The organism is Marivirga sericea (assembly GCF_900177665.1).
GTDB classification, from domain to species: domain Bacteria; phylum Bacteroidota; class Bacteroidia; order Cytophagales; family Cyclobacteriaceae; genus Marivirga; species Marivirga sericea.
Genome location: NZ_FXAW01000007.1, coordinates 81342 through 98210, shown reverse-complemented (window position 1 = coordinate 98210; position 16869 = coordinate 81342). Strand labels below are relative to the sequence as shown.

At 36.5% G+C, this 16869-nt stretch carries 15 protein-coding genes; 8 read left to right on the top strand and 7 right to left on the bottom strand.

All coding sequences use genetic code 11. The features are described 5' to 3' along the window. Nucleotides 1-21: 21 nt before the first annotated feature. On the top strand, nt 22-570 hold the full coding sequence (gene ruvC / locus B9Y84_RS15790; protein ID WP_085518357.1) for a crossover junction endodeoxyribonuclease RuvC: 549 nt from the start codon (nt 22-24) through the stop codon (nt 568-570). A gap of 76 nt (nt 571-646) precedes the next feature. Here ruvC and B9Y84_RS15785 read toward each other — a convergent pair whose 3' ends face one another. The 4 genes from B9Y84_RS15785 to B9Y84_RS15770 all read right to left on the bottom strand — a co-directional run bounded on the left by B9Y84_RS15785 (nt 647) and on the right by B9Y84_RS15770 (nt 5698). Further along, a complete protein-coding gene (locus tag B9Y84_RS15785) occupies nt 647-1753 on the bottom strand; it encodes an AI-2E family transporter (RefSeq protein ID WP_085518356.1) in 1107 nt (368 codons plus the stop codon). Nucleotides 1754-1764: 11 nt separating this feature from the next. Further along, the gene (locus tag B9Y84_RS15780; protein ID WP_139828064.1) at nt 1765-2802 is read right to left on the bottom strand and encodes a glycoside hydrolase family 113; all 1038 of its coding nucleotides are present in this window, start codon (nt 2800-2802) and stop codon (nt 1765-1767) included. Next, nucleotides 2795-4480, bottom strand: a complete 1686-nt coding sequence (locus B9Y84_RS15775) for a hypothetical protein (RefSeq protein WP_085518354.1) — start codon at nt 4478-4480, stop codon at nt 2795-2797. The genes B9Y84_RS15780 and B9Y84_RS15775 overlap by 8 nt, the downstream gene beginning before the upstream one ends. A gap of 177 nt (nt 4481-4657) precedes the next feature. Next, a complete protein-coding gene (locus tag B9Y84_RS15770) occupies nt 4658-5698 on the bottom strand; it encodes an AI-2E family transporter (RefSeq protein ID WP_085518353.1) in 1041 nt (346 codons plus the stop codon). A 98-nt stretch (nt 5699-5796) separates the two neighbouring features. Here B9Y84_RS15770 and B9Y84_RS15765 point away from each other — a divergent pair, with 98 nt between their 5' ends. The 5 genes from B9Y84_RS15765 to B9Y84_RS15745 all read left to right on the top strand — a co-directional run bounded on the left by B9Y84_RS15765 (nt 5797) and on the right by B9Y84_RS15745 (nt 12317). Then, nucleotides 5797-6702: an aldo/keto reductase gene (locus B9Y84_RS15765; protein ID WP_085518352.1), complete on the top strand. Its 906-nt coding sequence runs from the start codon at nt 5797-5799 to the stop codon at nt 6700-6702. Between the two features lie 47 nt (nt 6703-6749). Beyond that, the gene (mnmE, locus tag B9Y84_RS15760) at nt 6750-8123 is read left to right on the top strand and encodes a tRNA uridine-5-carboxymethylaminomethyl(34) synthesis GTPase MnmE (RefSeq protein WP_085518351.1); all 1374 of its coding nucleotides are present in this window, start codon (nt 6750-6752) and stop codon (nt 8121-8123) included. Nucleotides 8124-8144: 21 nt separating this feature from the next. Further along, complete coding sequence (locus B9Y84_RS15755) at nt 8145-8564, top strand: nucleotidyltransferase substrate binding protein (RefSeq protein ID WP_085518350.1); 420 nt, start codon at nt 8145-8147, stop codon at nt 8562-8564. Between the two features lie 553 nt (nt 8565-9117). Beyond that, nucleotides 9118-9699 carry a MiaE family protein gene (miaE, locus tag B9Y84_RS15750; RefSeq protein ID WP_085518523.1) on the top strand — a complete coding sequence of 194 codons (582 nt, stop codon included), beginning with the start codon at nt 9118-9120 and terminating at the stop codon, nt 9697-9699. A 485-nt stretch (nt 9700-10184) separates the two neighbouring features. Next, nucleotides 10185-12317, top strand: a complete 2133-nt coding sequence (locus B9Y84_RS15745; protein WP_085518349.1) for a glycoside hydrolase family 97 protein — start codon at nt 10185-10187, stop codon at nt 12315-12317. 235 nt (nt 12318-12552) lie between these two features. On the opposite strand, the gene B9Y84_RS15740 is transcribed toward B9Y84_RS15745, so the two are convergent. Together B9Y84_RS15740 and B9Y84_RS15735 are read right to left on the bottom strand one after the other, a co-directional pair. Continuing rightward, nucleotides 12553-13011 (bottom strand): MgtC/SapB family protein, encoded by a 459-nt coding sequence (locus tag B9Y84_RS15740; RefSeq protein ID WP_085518348.1) that lies wholly within the window; start codon nt 13009-13011, stop codon nt 12553-12555. 123 nt (nt 13012-13134) lie between these two features. Continuing rightward, nucleotides 13135-13983, bottom strand: a complete 849-nt coding sequence (locus B9Y84_RS15735; protein WP_085518347.1) for an agmatine deiminase family protein — start codon at nt 13981-13983, stop codon at nt 13135-13137. A 565-nt stretch (nt 13984-14548) separates the two neighbouring features. On the opposite strand from B9Y84_RS15735, the gene B9Y84_RS15730 reads away from it, so the two are divergent. Further along, entirely contained in the window at nt 14549-14992 is a 444-nt protein-coding gene (locus B9Y84_RS15730) for a hypothetical protein (protein WP_085518346.1), read from the top strand. A gap of 99 nt (nt 14993-15091) precedes the next feature. On the opposite strand, the gene B9Y84_RS15725 is transcribed toward B9Y84_RS15730, so the two are convergent. Continuing rightward, the gene (locus B9Y84_RS15725) at nt 15092-15346 is read right to left on the bottom strand and encodes a hypothetical protein (protein WP_085518345.1); all 255 of its coding nucleotides are present in this window, start codon (nt 15344-15346) and stop codon (nt 15092-15094) included. A gap of 131 nt (nt 15347-15477) precedes the next feature. Between B9Y84_RS15725 and B9Y84_RS15720 the strand changes: the two genes are divergently transcribed. Next, the gene (locus tag B9Y84_RS15720; RefSeq protein ID WP_085518344.1) at nt 15478-16848 is read left to right on the top strand and encodes an MATE family efflux transporter; all 1371 of its coding nucleotides are present in this window, start codon (nt 15478-15480) and stop codon (nt 16846-16848) included. Nucleotides 16849-16869 lie beyond the last annotated feature (21 nt).

Sequence of the window (16869 nt, the reverse complement as noted above, 5' to 3'; positions counted from 1 at the left end):
CTAGAATCTAGGTTCTTCGCAATGGCAAAAGACAAAATCATATTAGGGCTTGATCCCGGTACTTCGGTTATGGGATATGGGGTAATCCAAATCATTGGTAATAAAATGACAATGCTTCAGTATGGAGTAATCCATTTGTCCAAGTATGCCAATCATGAAATAAAGCTCCGTAAGATTTTCGATAGAGTCACAAGTTTGATTGAAGATTATGCCCCTGATGAAGTGGCTCTAGAGGCTCCTTTTTATGGGAAAAATATACAGTCAATGCTCAAGCTGGGGAGAGCTCAAGGAGTTGCTATGGCAGCAGCACTTCGACTAGACTTACCCATTTCGGAATATGCTCCTAAAAAGGTAAAGCAGTCCGTGACTGGAAATGGGAATGCATCAAAAGAGCAAGTTGCGGAAATGTTAAAAACCTTATTAGGTATAAAGGAGATCCCCAAGTTGCTAGATGCAACCGATGCATTAGGAGTGGCAGTTTGCCATCATTTCCAGGGGGGTAAAACTACTAGCGGTCCTAAGAGCTGGAAAGCCTTTATTAATGATAACCCGAATAGGGTCAAGAAGTAAGCATACATCTGCTAAGCTCTTGCTGTTTTTAATATTGAAATAAAAAATTCTTTTACTTGCGTTTTCTGGAGCTTAATCAATTGCTTTTGAACTTCTCTTTCAATCTAGAAAACAACCCTTTTTTATTGCCATCCCCATCTTGAAAATTACTGTTTCCTATTAAAAGAGCAAGGGGTTGTAGCGGTTCATATTCTTCACATATTACTTTGAGCATAGCAGCGAAGGGGAGGAACAGCACCATACCAGCTACTCCCCATATGGATGCCCCTATAATCAAACTTAGAATAGCAGCAAAGGCATTTACATTTACGCTATTGCCCACAATTTTAGGGCTTAAGAAATTACTTTCAATTAGCTGAACAAACCAAAACAAAGCGGCTACAGCCAATGGTACCCAGAGCTGGTCATGAGACATAAAAGCATATAAAACCGGGATAGTGGCCCCCAATGTAGTGCCGATATAGGGGATAATCGACAAAGAAGCCGCTAAAAAGCCAAATAGGAAGGGACTATCAATTCCAATGATCCAAAGTCCGATGCTATTGGCAAGGCCTAAAACTAGGATTAAAACAAGCATACCTGAAAGGTATTTCTGCCCTACTTGTTGCACTCCTTTAAGCATGTTGAAGAACTGCTCTTTTTTGTCTTCTGGGGAGAATTTCATAAAAGCCCTTACAAGGCCCTTGTGATAAATCAGGAATAGAAACAAGTAAATAAACATCGTTACCATGCCTGTGAAAAAATTTGCCGTGCTATTAAAGGTTCCGCCTAAAAGGCTACCGGCAGAGTCTTTTAGCCACGATTTGATATCTACCATCAATTGGTCTTTGTTCAAATCCTGAACTATGCTGACATTCTTGTTGATGTAAAAAATAACATCAGTATAAAGCTTTGATAGTTTTTCTCCAAAGGTGCTAATCTCATCTGATAACGCTATGATTTCCGCAGAAAAAAAAGTAATTCCTCCTCCGATGATTATGATAAGCAGTAAAATAGAAAGAAAACCAGCTAGGATATTCCCTACTCCCCACCTTATAAATTTTTTATGTACAGGGTACAAGATAAAGGCTAATAGCAGGGCGATGCCGAGAGAAATCAAAATTGACTTGGCCACTATCAAAAATGCAATCAGGAGTGCAATGAATGCCAAAGTAAAAAATGAGTTTTGGAATGAAATTTTCATAGTTTCTCAATTTAAAAAGTATGTTTGAAAGCACTGGTAATCGTCTCAATTGCCGGTTTATTCTGGGGAGTAAAGGCTTTTACAGTTCTGCGGTGAAGACCATTTCTGGTTAAATGCCATTTCCAAATAAATCCACCAACCCACCAATCTTCTTGATTTAAGGTCTGATATAAGGCTCGAAAGGCAATTTTTTGATTATCAAAATTCACTGATAAACTATCCTTCGATAATTTCCAGTGGCCCATTGTATTGTAATCAATGCTTTCATAGCCATATTCAGTAAACAGAATCGGCCTATGATATTTTTCAGAAATTTTCTTCATTTCTTTTTTTGGTTCTAGCCATGCCTTTATCAATTCTTGTGTAGTTGGAGATTTCTTTTCACTTAAAGGAAAGTAAGCATCTATTCCGATGTAGTCAAGTTGATTCCAAAATTCAATTTGGTCGTATTCATCCCAGTTGGCAGCATAAGTCAGTTTTCCACTGTAAGTCGAACGGGATTTTGAAATTAACTCAATCCAAAAGTCATTACGACTCCCAGTGGATTTTCGAATTTCCGTTCCAAGGCAGTAAATTTCAACATTTAGCGAATCAGCTATTTTCGCATAGGTACTAATATAGGCCGTATATTGTTCTTCAAATACTTCCCAAAGACTATCTGACTCAAATTCTAAATCACCTGCCCATCCTTGACCACCAACCCACAGGTGAGGCTTAAGCATAATTCTAAAGCCTAATGATTTTGCCATGATAATTGTTTCTTTTACTCCTGTTGGTTTTTCACCCCACCACTGGCGCTGATGGTCAAACGTTATTTCACCTGTTTGGGCATTACAAAAGGCATAAGGTACTATTGCCACCCAGCTAGCTCCTACTTCTTTCACTTTTTGCAAAGAATCAAGAGGGAAAACTTGTGGAGGGGCTACTAAATTGAAGCCTTTGATTTTCTCGGGCTTAGCGGTTCTGCTATCAGGAAAGAATATAGAGCCGCTAAAAGCAACAATAATGATTAATATAATGAAGCCGATTGTAAAGTTCCTCTTATTCACTTTCATCCTCCTTCCCAAAACCTAATTTTTGCCAGATATTTTTATCATCGTTCTCTGTTTCTAATTTCTCAACTCGGCTTGCTTTTTTTACTCCCACAGTTGATTGGAAGCCTGAAACTAAACTATTTGACCAATAGCTGAACATAGATTTTCGAGTATCTCGATTGAACTGAATTTCCCCAATTCTAAACTTCCCATTCTTTCTAGGGTTTTGCTGCGACAGCGCAACGTTTGCCAACCAGCTTAAGGCCTTATCTCCTTTTTCTTCTTCGTTTAGTATTTTGTTAAATTCAATTTTTAAATCAGAATACTTGAATTGCATTTCCCCATGAACGGCTTTATTGCCTCCTGAGTAAGTGAAATATAATTCATCAACTTGTCCCGAAGTAATTTCTACTGGAGTAGATTTCGACATATATTGGTTTATGGCACCAATAGACATAGGCTCTAAGCTACCCGCCACTTTAAAATATCCATAATTGGAGGTCAGATCATATCGAATATCTGCAATAAGTTTTCCTTTATCGTATAGATTTCCACTTGCTTTAATGACTAACTCATCGCCATGTTTTTCAATACTATCTTTTCTGTTTGTGATATTTGAAATCTCACCCTCAATATTCGTAATACTAACAGTGCCAATTTTTTGAGTTCCATCGGGTATTTCAAAATAGCTTAGATTCATGTTTTCTACTTTGCATTTCCTAACATCAATTGAAATCTTACTGTCTTTTAAAACCTCGATCAACACAGGGACAAAACGATCATCTGGCAGAGGATAATTTTTATCTTTAGTGACTTTTAATTCAATATTATTGGTAAAAATAGTATTGGCGCTGAACATGCTATCTCCTTGCCATTTCATGGAATTTAATCGTATACTATCTAAGTAAATATCAATATGATTAGCTTGGTCTCCTTTTAGTTCTGCAAATTTTTCAGGAGAGTGGATAGGACGAAAATGAGCACTTTTTATTGTAATATCTTGTTTGAATAAGTTAAAGGACAACTTTTTTATATCTACTTTATGAAGATTATCTTGTAAGTAATAGCTCATATTATGAAACTCTAAGAAGATGTCTTTTGCTACATCTTGAAATTTATGCGGAATCTCGCCTTTTTTAAATTTAAGATCCTGTGCAAATAAATTGTATTCAGTCTTCACTCGTCCCGTCTTGCTGTTTTGCTCATCATAAAATAGTATTTCGCCTCCTTCAACACGCAATTCTTTAATTTCTAATTCGAATCTACCTTCAAAAGAGGGGCGAGATGCAGTAGTTCTTTTTATTTTATCAAAATCAAAAGGAAGTAACAGTTTAGCTTTTTGCAGAGCTAAGGTATTGAATTTGAAAAACTGATTGTTAAAAGTTTCGCTATACTTATCCCATGACAGATTTAGGTTGGGTAATTCTAAACTGGCAAGTGTGTCTTTTCTGTCATCTATTAAATTGATTTTAACATTTTCTAAATTGATTCTTTTTGCCAAAACTCTAAAGGACATATCTTCGATTTGAAAATGTACAGAATCTTCGAAGTAATGGTTGAGTTCGGTATGAATAGAGTCAACCACAAACGACTCAATTTTTAATTCTTTGAGTAATTGCCAAGAGATAAAAAGTGTAATGCTTACACTAATCACTATGATGCCGGTTCTTTTGAGTACTTTCTTTTTAGACATAAAATCTTAAGCAAGCAGTAGTTTATTGGAAGCTACGAAAAATATCTGATGCTTTTATTACAGTTGTAGAAATACTTAAATGAGGTCCAATAAAACAGATAATTAGGAATAAGATTTCTGATGAAAGATGGTCAGATTTTTTTTAAATTAAATTTGCTAGGAAAATTGTACTTAGGTTTAAGACATTATTTTTGCAAACTTTTTGCCTGCAGGAAATTCATTTAGTATGGTTTTAAGCAGCACTGTCAAGGGGATTGACAAAATTAAGCCCGGCACTCCCCAGATAAAGCCCCAAAACATCAACATTACAAGCACTACAATAATATTAATGGAGAATGATTTTCCCATAAAAATGGGCTCTAAAACAGCTCCAAATAGAACTTGGGCGCCAGTAAATAAAATAGCGGCTAACAATAAAGTACCAGGACTTTCGATCTCAATGAATGCAAAGAGCATGACCAAAACAGTAGAGATTACAGAGCCTACCATTTGAATAAAATTGATCACGAAAGCTAGTAAGCCCCAAAAAAGTGGAAAACTGATTCCTAGTGACCATGCGATTACACCAAAGGCTACTCCAGTTAAAAAACTTACAAAAATTTTCACTTTAAGAAAGTCAGACACACTACGCTCCACTTTCATGAAGGTTTTGACGGATTGGGTACCTCCAGTGAATAAGGTACTCTGTAGAATATCTTTAAAATTGAGCGAGCCGGCCAAAAGTAACATTAAAAAGAAGAGCGTCATCAGAATATTGACTACAGTGCTTTGAATAAAAGAAATAGTGATGGTGAAATTATCTATAATCACTTGTTCAATTCTATCACTCTTTAACAGCCCTTTTATGGTACTGTCACCGTTTCTTTGGTCTAAACCTAATGTTTCGGCAAAAGGGGTTACCACCGCTTCAACTTTATTGTCTAATTTCTTAAAAATTTCAGACTTACCTTCTTCGATTTGCTTGCCTGATATTTGAACAATTTTTATACCGGAAAAACCTGTAAATGTTAATATTAGAATCACAGTTCCTAAAGCTATAAATTGTGGAACCTTCCTTTTCTTCATCCATCTCATCATAGGTGTAAATAATAATGCAATGAAAATAGCAAACATTAAAGGGATGAAGATAAATGATAATAGCTGTAGACTATAAAATATTACAGGTATTACTAATACTAATAAAAGTTTATTGGTGGTTGATTGTTCGTTTAATTTCATTTAACTATAGATCTATGTGCAAGCTAACGAAGAAGTTTAAAATTGGATATGTGATAATGAAATAATTATGTAAATTTTGACATTATTTTAAATACTCTATGCGACAAACAAGCCTATCACGTAAATCAATTGAATTTTCTCCATTTTTAGTTGGCACAATGCGGCTAGGAAAATGGGGAGAGGATTTTAGTACTAAACAATGGATTGATTTTGTAGAAAAATCTCTTGAATTGGGGTTGAGAGATTTTGACCATGCTGATATTTATGGTGACTATACAACGGAAGCTGATTTCGGTAATGTATTAAAGGAAAAGCCTCATTTGCGGAATGAAATGCAAATCACTACCAAGTGTGGAATTAAAATGCCAGCAGAAAACCGTCCTACTTATAGAATCAAAAGCTATGAGAGCAGTGAACAACATATCATTGAATCAGTGGAAAATTCCTTGCGAAATCTTCAAACAGATTATATTGATGTCCTACTATTGCATCGACCAGACTTTTTGATGGATCGTAACGAGATCGCAGAAACGTTCTACAAATTAAAGGATGCAGGTAAAGTGAAATATTTTGGAGTTTCTAATTTTACAACTCCTCAATTTGAAATGATAAACGCAGTATTTCCTTTAGTTACCCATCAAATTGAGGCTTCCCTACTACATTTAAAGCCGTTTGAAGACGGTAGCTTGGATCAGTTATTAATGAAAAACATTAAACCAACGGCTTGGTCTCCACTAGGTGGTGGACATTTTATGCATAAAGGCAATTCAAAAGCTGAGCAGGAACTGAATAGGACATTAAAAAATTTGAGTGAAAAATATGAGCTCAATAATGCTCAATTAATGCTTTTATTTCTAAAAAAGCATCCTTCAGGGATCATTCCTGTCTTAGGTACATCCAAATTAGTAAGGTTAGAAGAAGCATTGAAATTGGAAACTAAAACTATGGAAAAAGAAGATTGGTATGCATTATATTCAGCGGCAAAAGGTGAAGAACTGCCTTAATGCAAATAACCATTTTATAATCCCCTAGAATTCATGAAATTTGTGTTATGTTAGATCAGTTGAAGGAAACCATTATTGCATTGTCTACAGCTCCTGGGGTAGGAGCTATTGCTGTTATCAGACTTTCGGGAGATGATGCTATAGCTATCACCAATAGTGTTTTCAGGGGCAAAAACCTTTTAAACCAGGAAAGCCATACTGCACATTTTGGCACTATTCGTAATGAGGAAGGAGAAATTATAGATGAAGTAGTTGCTACTTTATTCATAGCTCCCAAATCCTTTACAAAAGAGAATGTGGTAGAAATTTCTTGTCATGGCTCTCCTTACATCGTGCAGCGCCTGATAAAATTATTTTTGCGCAAAGGGGTGAGATTAGCAAAAGCAGGAGAATTTACACAAAGGGCATTTTTAAATGGCCAATTTGATTTAGCGCAGGCCGAAGCAGTGGCTGATTTAATAAATGCCGATACAGAAGCTTCTCATAAAGCTGCGATCAATCAAATGCGAGGTGGTTTTTCAGAACAGATCAAGCAATTACGTGCAGAACTGATTCACTTTGCCAGCATGATTGAATTAGAATTGGATTTCGGGGAAGAAGATGTGGAGTTTGCAGACCGAGATGACTTAAAAAAACTTGTCAACCAATTATTGAGCGTAATTACCACCTTAGTCAGCAGTTTTGATTTAGGAAATGTGATCAAAAACGGAGTGCCTACCGTCATTGCAGGAAAGCCCAATACAGGAAAATCAACTTTGTTGAATGCGCTTTTGAACGAGGAAAAAGCGATAGTTTCAGATATAGCAGGAACCACCAGAGATTTTATTGAAGATGAGATCAATTTGGAGGGCGTTGTTTTCCGATTTATCGATACCGCAGGTCTTCGCGATACTGAGGATAAAGTGGAGGCAATAGGAGTACAGCGGACGAAAGAAAAGATGAAACAGGCTTCTTTAATCATCTATATGTTTGACCTCAAAAATGACAGCCTCACAGAGGTGAACCGAGACATTAACATGCTCGAGAACCTAGGAATCCCTTTCATAAAAGTGGGTAATAAGGTAGATGAAGCTCAAGCTGATTTGTATGCAGAAATGCAGAAGGACGAAAGCACTTTATTTATTTCAGCCATCAATAGGGAAGGCCTAGAGGCCTTGAAATCCAAATTAGTAGACACCGTAAATCTCGATAATTTCAAAAGCGGAGATACGGTAGTGACCAACATCCGGCATTACGACAATCTAGTACAAACTCAAAATAGCTTAAATGCCGTCCTGAGTGGACTTGGTGACAATATCACAGGAGATTTCTTGGCCTTGGATATCCGTCATGCACTAAGATTCTTAGGAGAAATTACCGGGCAAATCACTACAGATGATTTATTGGCGAATATTTTCAGTAAGTTTTGTATTGGGAAGTAAGCAAATTGATATCTTTGTTTTATGGGTGATAAAGACATACGTTGGATACAACGCTTTTCAAATTTTAATAAAGCCTTTAGTCAATTAGAGAAAGCTGTGCAGTTAAGTGAAGAGAGGGAACTAACGGATTTGGAAGAGCAAGGCCTTATCCAATTGTTTGAATGCAATCATGAATTGGCCTGGCAGTGCTTGAAAGATTTTATCCAAGAGAAAGGAAATAGCCCTATATATGGATCAAAGGATGCAACAAGAGAAGCTTTCCAGCTGGAATTGATTAGCGATGGAGAAGGATGGATGGAAATGATCAAGAGCAGAAATGAAAGTTCTAACGCATATAATAGTGCGACTGCAGAAACCATTGCTAAAAATATAAAGGGAAAATATTTTACTCTTTTCCAGGATTTTAAATTAAAGATGAAGGGTTTAATTGCTGACGCTTAACTAAAAAGGATCTTAGAATTATGACTTTTGGTTTAAAGCAGAGGGAAATTACTGGACAAGGCGTTACAGATAAAGAAACTCTAGAATCTAATAGTAATACTGTAAATACTGATTAAAGTAATTCACTGACCTTAGCGAATCATCTACGCTACTTCTTAGAGGATTAAAGAAATACTTGCGAAGTCCTTAAAAATGGTCAATATATACCTTATTTGTACCTTGTAATTATAACTAATTGATTGTCAGTTATAATTACTTTTTGTATTAGAAAGTAACCACTCAATGTAAATTCCCATCTTTTAGCAATAGTTGCTACGCTGTTATGAGCCAATTAATAAATCTAATCGGCTCACAAAACTATTGTTACTTGAGCTGATTATGCAAATCGAATTTACATTGAAAAAAGCATAATTCTTTGAAGCTCGTTCTTCCAAACTGAATGAAGGAAGAAAGAAAGTGCTCCAGCAAAAGTTTAATTTCCCCAAGACGCTATGAACAAGGTCTTTTTAATCGTATTTTTGCATTCCGTATAATTATTGACAAAATACAACCTATGCTTGGATTAAAACTTGCCACAGATCCCCGGTGGGCTAATTTAGTGGAAACAAATATTGAGGAAATCTTAACAGATCACGCATGGTGTGAGCAAAAAGCAGCTACCAACGCCATCACCATCATTACCTTAAATTCTGAGCATGAGGAGTTAGTTACGGCACTCTTGGAACTTGCCCAAGAAGAATTGTCACATTTTGAAATGGTGCATAATATTATCAAAAAGCGTGGGTATACCCTTGGGCGTGAGCGAAAAGACAGTTATGTGAACGAATTATTTAAAATCCGAGTAAAAGGCGGTAGTCGCCAGCAGAGCCTAGTTGATAGGTTGCTTTTTTCAGCCATGATTGAAGCGAGAAGCTGCGAACGTTTTAAGGTGCTCTCCAATAACATTAAAGATGAAGAATTATCTAAATTCTATCGTGAATTAATGATTAGTGAGGCAGGACACTATAACACTTTTTTAAGTTTTGCTCGTAAGTACGGGGAAGGAATTGACGTTGATCAGCAATGGAAAGAACTACTAGTTGCTGAAGCAGAAATCATAGGCCGTTACGGAAAATCAGAGGCTATTCACGGCTAAACGATTTTGAAGGCTCACCGCCTATTTAATTTCCTTACGCTATTTAAGCTAAATTTATTGAAGCTGATAATCCTTGGCGGCATAAAAAGTATTCATGGTCAGTCAACTAACTAATCTAGGCAGCCTAGGGGAATTTAGATGATTAAAATGGCTAAAAGAAGAGAGAGAATATACAATATGGTCAAGCATTCTTTGGCTATTCGATTATAGGGGTCGGGTTTACAAAAAGGTTATTTGGTCCAGATTTATTATATGGGACCGTCATAAAGGAAGACTACAGTCCTTGAACTTATTCCATTCTGCATCGCTTTTCTTGGCGAAATGCAGATCATCTTGCTCTCGTTCCTAGCTTCTCGTCAAATAGTTCTTAGAAAGATTGTAGTACTTGTTTTGCATTGCTACTTTAGCAGTGTATCAATTAGCCGTTGGAGATACATTCTAGAAAGAACTTGTCAAGCCATGACAAATCACTAAATATTATAATAATGAAAAATTTATGCTTAGCAATTTGTACATTCTTATTTGTTTCACTGATTTCCTGTGAGGAAAAGAAAACACTCTTAACCGTCAAGTCTCCCAATGAGGCGAACGAAATAACCTTTGATCTATCAAAAGAAGGACAGCCTTTTTATCGACTTAGTCATAATGATAAAATTGTCGTGGATAGCTCTTTTATGAGTTTTGATTTCAAAGACCTTCAGAGCTTAAAAAATGATTTTAAATTTCTAAAGTCAGAAAAAGCGACTGCCGATGAAGTGTGGGACATGCCATGGGGTGAGCAGCTACAGGTCAGAAATCATTATAATGAGCTGATTGTCTATTTAGAGGAACAATCTGAAACTAAAAGAAAGCTCAACATCCATTTCAAAGTCTATGATGATGGAATTGGTTTTAGATATGAATTTCCTGAGCAGGCAGGAATGCAAGAGCTGTTGATCACCGATGAAAACACAGAATTTAATTTAACAGGCGATCATAAGGTGTGGTGGATGCCAGGGGACTGGGATAACTATGAGCATTTATATAATGAAAGCTTGTTCTCTGCGATTGATGCCATTTCCAAGCGAAACCATCCGGATTTAAATGCCACCTATATACCTGAAAATGCTGTAAATACGCCAGTTACTATGAAAACAGATGATGGGCTGTATTTAAGTTTTCATGAAGCTGATTTAACTAATTATGCTGGTATGACTTTAAAAGTTGATCCTGAAAATTTTGAGATGACAAGCGAACTCGTGGGTTCAGAAATACTGGGAGGAAAAGCAAAGGTCAACTTACCTTTCAATACTCCATGGAGAACTATTCAGATTGCAGAAAAAGCAGGAGATCTCATTGAGTCAAAAATGATCCTAAACCTGAACGAACCTAACGAAATAGGAGAGTTGCCTTATTTTACGCCCATGAAATATGTAGGGATCTGGTGGGAAATGCATATTGGTAAATCCACCTGGGACATAGAAGGAAGCCAAGATATGAATACTTATACCACGGGTAAAGCGGGTACATCGAGGCATGGAGCTACTACTGCAAATGCTAAAAAGTATATTGACTTTGCCTCTCAAAATGGTATTAGAGGCCTTTTGGTGGAAGGATGGAATACGGGTTGGGATCAGTGGATCAATACAGATGATCGTGAAGGAGTGTTTGATTTCATGACACCTTATGATGATTATGATTTTGAGGAGGTGATGCAGTATGCGGATGAAAAAGGAGTAGAGGTAATCATGCACCACGAAACTTCGGCTGCGCCAAGAACCTATGAAAAGCAAATGGAGGTAGCATTTGATTTTATGAAGGAGAACGGGATGAATTCCGTAAAAACGGGCTATGTGGGAGAGATTATCCCTAAAGGAGAATATCACCATGGGCAGTGGATGGTCAATCATTATCAAAAGGTATTAGATGAGGCCGCTAAAAAGAAGATAGCAGTCAATGCACATGAGCCTATTAAGGCTACGGGCAAGCGCAGAACTTATCCAAATGCAATTGCGAGAGAAGGTCTTAGAGGGCAAGAATTTAACGCTTGGGCTTCTGATGGAGGTAATCCTCCCAGCCATTTACCAACTATAGCTTTTACAAGAATGTTGGCAGGGCCGATTGATTTCACACCAGGGGTGTTCAATATTAAATTTGATGAATACAAAGAAGACAATCAGGTTAATACCACATTAGCGCAGCAATTGGCTTTATATGTGGTCATTTACAGTCCTGTTCAGATGGCCTGTGATTTACCAGAGCATTACCTGAAAGACGGTAAAGTGCATCCAGCATTTCAATTTATTACCGATGTTGGAGTAGATTGGCAACAGTCGAAGGTTTTAGATGGGGAAGTAGGCGATTATGTTACCATTGCTAGACAGGAAAGAGAAAGCGGAGACTGGTTTGTAGGAGGTATTACGGATGAAAATGAAAGAATGCAATCCTTGACTTTTGACTTTCTGAAGGAAGGTAAAACCTATAGTGGCACCCTCTATAAAGATGGACCTCAAGCACATTGGAATGATAATCCGGAAGAGTATGAAATAGAAGAAGTGGAGCTGACTCGAGATTCTCAATTGGAGGTAAGATTAGCTTCAGGAGGAGGCTTTGCTATGAGTATTACCGAAAAAGAATGAATATGTCTTTTATCATAAGTATTTCAGCTAAGTGATTTTGGGTGAGTTGCCTGTGCTGCCTTAATTAAACTAGTATCTTGTTTTGCCTGCTAGAGTTTTTAATGCATTAAAGCTGCCGTCTTTCTGTTGGCAGCTTTAATGGTTTTATTTATTTTAAGATATCGCAGAAGATTTTCTAGGACTAAAGATTAGTCCTACTTTACGCTTCCTACTCGAGATTACAGGTCAAATCATATTATACTTTCTTTTTAAGAAGATTTGCGACCTTGTTTATGATTAGCAATAGTACAGTAGCTGCAACTGCAAGAACATATTGTTGTAGAGCCACAGCAATTCCGATTCCAGCAGCGAAAAGCACTGTGGCAGCAGTTGTAAGATAATAAACTTTGCTATCGCCATTTGCTTTTAAAATAGTTCCTGCACCTATAAAACTTATTCCTAAGATTATGGCTTCAATAATCCTGGTGGGATCAGGTTGGATGACATTATTTAAGCCATTTTGAATATAATGATTGATAAGAATTTCTCCTAAGGATAAAATTAATGCTGAAGAGGCACCTACAATCATATTGGTTCTAAAACCTGCTGGTTTGTCCTTCACTTCTCTTTCCCAGCCTATTAGGCCGGTTAGTATCGCAGCAATGGCGACGTTCATAAATATTATGAGCTCCTCATGCCAATCAAAATTAAACATAGAAATCGTTTTTTTACTGATTGCTCAATAATAACGGGAACATAACTACATCGTTTTAGCTGATCATGTTCATTATCTTTAATCAGTTATTTATGCAATTGTACTTAAGATCATTTATCAATCTCACTCTTTCAAACACCAGCTTATACAATTCATTAGTCCTCCATGCTTTCCTACTGCATCAATATTGATCGGGATTATTTTCCGTTTAGGAAAGCTATTTTTTATGATTTCTAGGGCTTCCTGGTTTTTTTCCTTGGGATGATTAAAAACAGGAAATAAAATTATATCTGCTATCTCTAGAAAATTAGTATAAGTTCCAATTGCAGAGTAATGGTTTACAGTCGTATCTTCAAAGAACGGTAAATCGATATAATGAAATTGATGTCCTTTAAGCATCTGAGCAATATTCTCTCGGATGGGTTCACACTCATCACTTAAACGATTTCCAATAAGGGTTTTTTCATTTACAAATCGTAACATTCCATCAGCGTGACCCGTCATATCGTCTTTTTCCCGATGAGCTTTTATTACGATCACTTCTGCTTGAAGATCTTCTGATATTCTTTCATACAGTAAAGAAGGGCATTTTTCATAGGTGTGATTTTCTTGAAGAACTCTATCTGTGATAATCACTTTGTCTTTCCACTTCACCACGTTTCCTCCGTCTAAATTGATATTATGCTCTGAGAAATTAGTTCTTAGTCTGTTTGCTTTTATGACCTTTTTGCTTTCAGTCCAGCGGGCTCTTGGTTCGTAGCTTGGCTGATAACGAAACTTTATTAATCTTTTTTCTGCAGTCTGAATTGGCATATAATCTCTTGCCCATTCATCTTTGGTTCCTTTTAATAGTTTTAGCTTGATATAATCGAAAGGAGCAATAGCATCACTGATGTTTTTAAACTCTCTTGGAAAGTGTTCTTTGAGCTTTTCGGAAAAATAAACTGTATTGCACTCTGAATCTAGTATCATAAGGTTTTTGTTAAAATTAAATCTCCCATCCCATTAATTCTTTACTATCTGAAAGACTTCTGACTTTTAAGTTGTCTTCCTGATTCAGTTGCGCTTTTAAAAATTCACAAGTTGGCTTCATCCAATGGGAATTATCTCGGTTCAATTGATTCAAAATTAGTGACAGTTGAAAAAGAGTAGTTAATTTATCCCCCCCCCCCTATAATTTAAGCCTTCTGGACTAACTTTGCGGTTTAAATAGTCTTTAAGAATTAAATCGCTGTGATAGAAACTTAAACTTGAAATAAAATCTTTGTCTACTACCTGATTTTTTACTTCTGAGGTGTGGTCAACATTAATCACTTCTATTCCGCTAATTGATTTAGGTTAAAATTTAATAATTATTGATTAAAACTGATCATGATAGTCTGAAAATAAATTGTGTTTTCATGCAATCAAGCGGGAACTTGCCTATTGGCAAGAGAGTGTTTGATTTTGAATATTTTACAAGCTAATTAAAATAATAATATATTTTCTATCAATAATTATTAAAAAAAAAGTGCTATTTTCATAAAAAAATATTGCTATGGAAAAATCAAAAATCTACTACGAAACAGCAACAGCTAGTGTATTTTGGGATCAGGGGCTAAATGCACTCTTTTTGCAGTACAATTCTAAAGTGAAAGACCTAGATGAATTTATAGAGATTAACAGTAATTTATTGCAAGCTTTTCAGCAGTTAGATACGACCATTGTAGTGGCCGACATTAGAAAGATGAGTATTATTTCATTAGAAGCACAAGCTTGGATTGTTGAAAACTTATTTCCGGGCTTGCTAAAACATCTACAGGGTAAGAAATTGTTTCATGCGCAATTAATAGATCCTAAAGAAATTCTTTCGAAAGTAGCGGCATCAAATTTAAGGAAGAAATCTGTAGTGGTAGAAAAGGGATTCACTATTGAGCAATTTGTAGATGAACACACTATGGAGGAAGTCATTAGATTAAAAAATTCAGCCTTAGTGCCTTAGTAGGACTAAAGTGTTCCTATTTGAAGTTGATTTTTGGTAAAAATGGGATCTTGTGTTTTTTCTCAGCGACTTACTTTTGCTGTCTAAGACCCATCTTTTTTACTCTTTTTCTATGTCTCCCTCATTTCTCCATCCGTAGGGGTTAGCATCTGCAGTGGTGATTTCAGAGTTAATTTTTTCCTTGGCGGGATCTTTTGTGTAGATCATAGTGCCGGTACTCCACCTTAGTAACTTCACTTTTTCAATCAGCTTTTCTTCTTTTCCATCAAATAATTGATCAAGAAGGTCCTGTTGATCATTGGCATCACAATTAACGGTAGATCCATCTTTATAGAAAACTTCGTATTCTCTCATAGTTTTTATTTAGGACAACAGCTAGGGGATCTTTTTGTTAGGAAACTGGAGTTTGTCGATGAAATTTTGATTACTTTTTAAATCATAATAGGAATTACAAACCCATATAATCAAAAGCCGTACCTTTAAAAATGGCAAAAGCTAAGAAGTACACAGAAGGGAAGATTTTGAACTCCTTGGTCAGTCTGGCTTTCCCTATAATCATGGCTAATGTACTGCAAACGGCATATCAGTTAATTGATACTTTTTGGCTGGGTCGATTGGGAGCCAATGCTGTGGCAGCGGTTAGTTTAAGTTTCCCTATCCTGTTTTTGGTTTTGTCATTAGGAGGTGGATTGACCTTGGCCGGCACCGTGATTGTTTCGCAACACAAAGGAGCCGAAAATCAGGTGAAGGTTAATTATGCCTCTTCTCAGACCGTTATTATCATCTTTTTTATTTCCATTTTATTAGCGGCATTTGGTTATTTTTCTGCTGAGCCCCTGATGAAAATAGTAGGTGCGGGTCCTGAGATTCTGAAAGATTCAATTAGTTACTTCGAAGTATCATCCCTTGGCTTTGTTTTCCTTTTCATGTTTTTCGTATTCCAATCCCTTATGCGTGGAATTGGAAATGTGTATTTGCCCATGTTTATCGTTTTAGGCACTGTATTGCTAAATCTGATATTAGATCCTCTTTTTATTTTCGGCTGGGGTCCGATAGAGGGAAATGGAGTAGCTGGAGCTGCAATGGCCAGCGTATTTACTCAAGGTATATCAGCTTTCATAGGCTTAGCAATCCTATTTAGAGGAAATATGGGCATTAAGATAAAGTTTTTCCATATGAAGTGGGATTTCGCATGGGTGAAGAAGCTCTTCGAATTAGGTATTCCATCTAGCTTAGATCAATCGAGCAGGGCGGCAGGAATGACTTTCATGATCATGTTAGTGACGAGTTTCGGCAGTGAGGTAGTGGCTGCTTACGGTGTAGGCGCTAGGATTTTGAGTTTGGTGGTTGTGCCAGCTCTCGGTTTTGCCATTGCAACGACAAGTTTGGTAGGACAAAATATAGGGGCAAATAAGCTCAAAAGGGCTGAGAAAATTGGAGATCTAAGTAATAAAATTGGTTTTTTCGGTTTGACAGGAATTGGATTTTTGTTATTTATTTTTGCAGAACCGATAACAGCTTTCTTTATACCGAATGATCCTGAAGTAATTAAAAATGGTGCTTTATTTATCAAAATAATGGCGCCAAGTTTTGGCTTATTGGGTGTCCAGCAGATTCTAAATGGTGTATTTAATGGTGCAGGCTTTACGCAAGCTTCTATGTTGATTTCCATATTTAGCTTATGGATTGTTCGTTTTCCCACTGCCTTTATGTTGTCCAATAAAACTTCTTTAGGATTTGAAGGAATTTGGTGGGCATTTCCGATTTCAAATTTTATGGCTGCAATTTTAGCGTTCGCTTACTATAAAATGGGCTATTGGAAATTACGGGTGATCAAGAAGAGAAATGAATTGTAATGGGTAGAGGTAGATCTAAAT

Coding starts and splice junctions, on each gene's coding strand:
- ruvC (WP_085518357.1), top strand. CDS start 22: ATGGCAAAAGACAAAATCATATTAGGGCTTGATCCCGGTACTTCGGTT.
- B9Y84_RS15785 (WP_085518356.1), bottom strand. CDS start 1,753: ATGAAAATTTCATTCCAAAACTCATTTTTTACTTTGGCATTCATTGCA.
- B9Y84_RS15775 (WP_085518354.1), bottom strand. CDS start 4,480: ATGTCTAAAAAGAAAGTACTCAAAAGAACCGGCATCATAGTGATTAGT.
- B9Y84_RS15770 (WP_085518353.1), bottom strand. CDS start 5,698: ATGAAATTAAACGAACAATCAACCACCAATAAACTTTTATTAGTATTA.
- B9Y84_RS15765 (WP_085518352.1), top strand. CDS start 5,797: ATGCGACAAACAAGCCTATCACGTAAATCAATTGAATTTTCTCCATTT.
- mnmE (WP_085518351.1), top strand. CDS start 6,750: ATGTTAGATCAGTTGAAGGAAACCATTATTGCATTGTCTACAGCTCCT.
- B9Y84_RS15755 (WP_085518350.1), top strand. CDS start 8,145: ATGGGTGATAAAGACATACGTTGGATACAACGCTTTTCAAATTTTAAT.
- miaE (WP_085518523.1), top strand. CDS start 9,118: ATGCTTGGATTAAAACTTGCCACAGATCCCCGGTGGGCTAATTTAGTG.
- B9Y84_RS15745 (WP_085518349.1), top strand. CDS start 10,185: ATGAAAAATTTATGCTTAGCAATTTGTACATTCTTATTTGTTTCACTG.
- B9Y84_RS15740 (WP_085518348.1), bottom strand. CDS start 13,011: ATGTTTAATTTTGATTGGCATGAGGAGCTCATAATATTTATGAACGTC.
- B9Y84_RS15735 (WP_085518347.1), bottom strand. CDS start 13,983: ATGATACTAGATTCAGAGTGCAATACAGTTTATTTTTCCGAAAAGCTC.
- B9Y84_RS15730 (WP_085518346.1), top strand. CDS start 14,549: ATGGAAAAATCAAAAATCTACTACGAAACAGCAACAGCTAGTGTATTT.
- B9Y84_RS15725 (WP_085518345.1), bottom strand. CDS start 15,346: ATGAGAGAATACGAAGTTTTCTATAAAGATGGATCTACCGTTAATTGT.
- B9Y84_RS15720 (WP_085518344.1), top strand. CDS start 15,478: ATGGCAAAAGCTAAGAAGTACACAGAAGGGAAGATTTTGAACTCCTTG.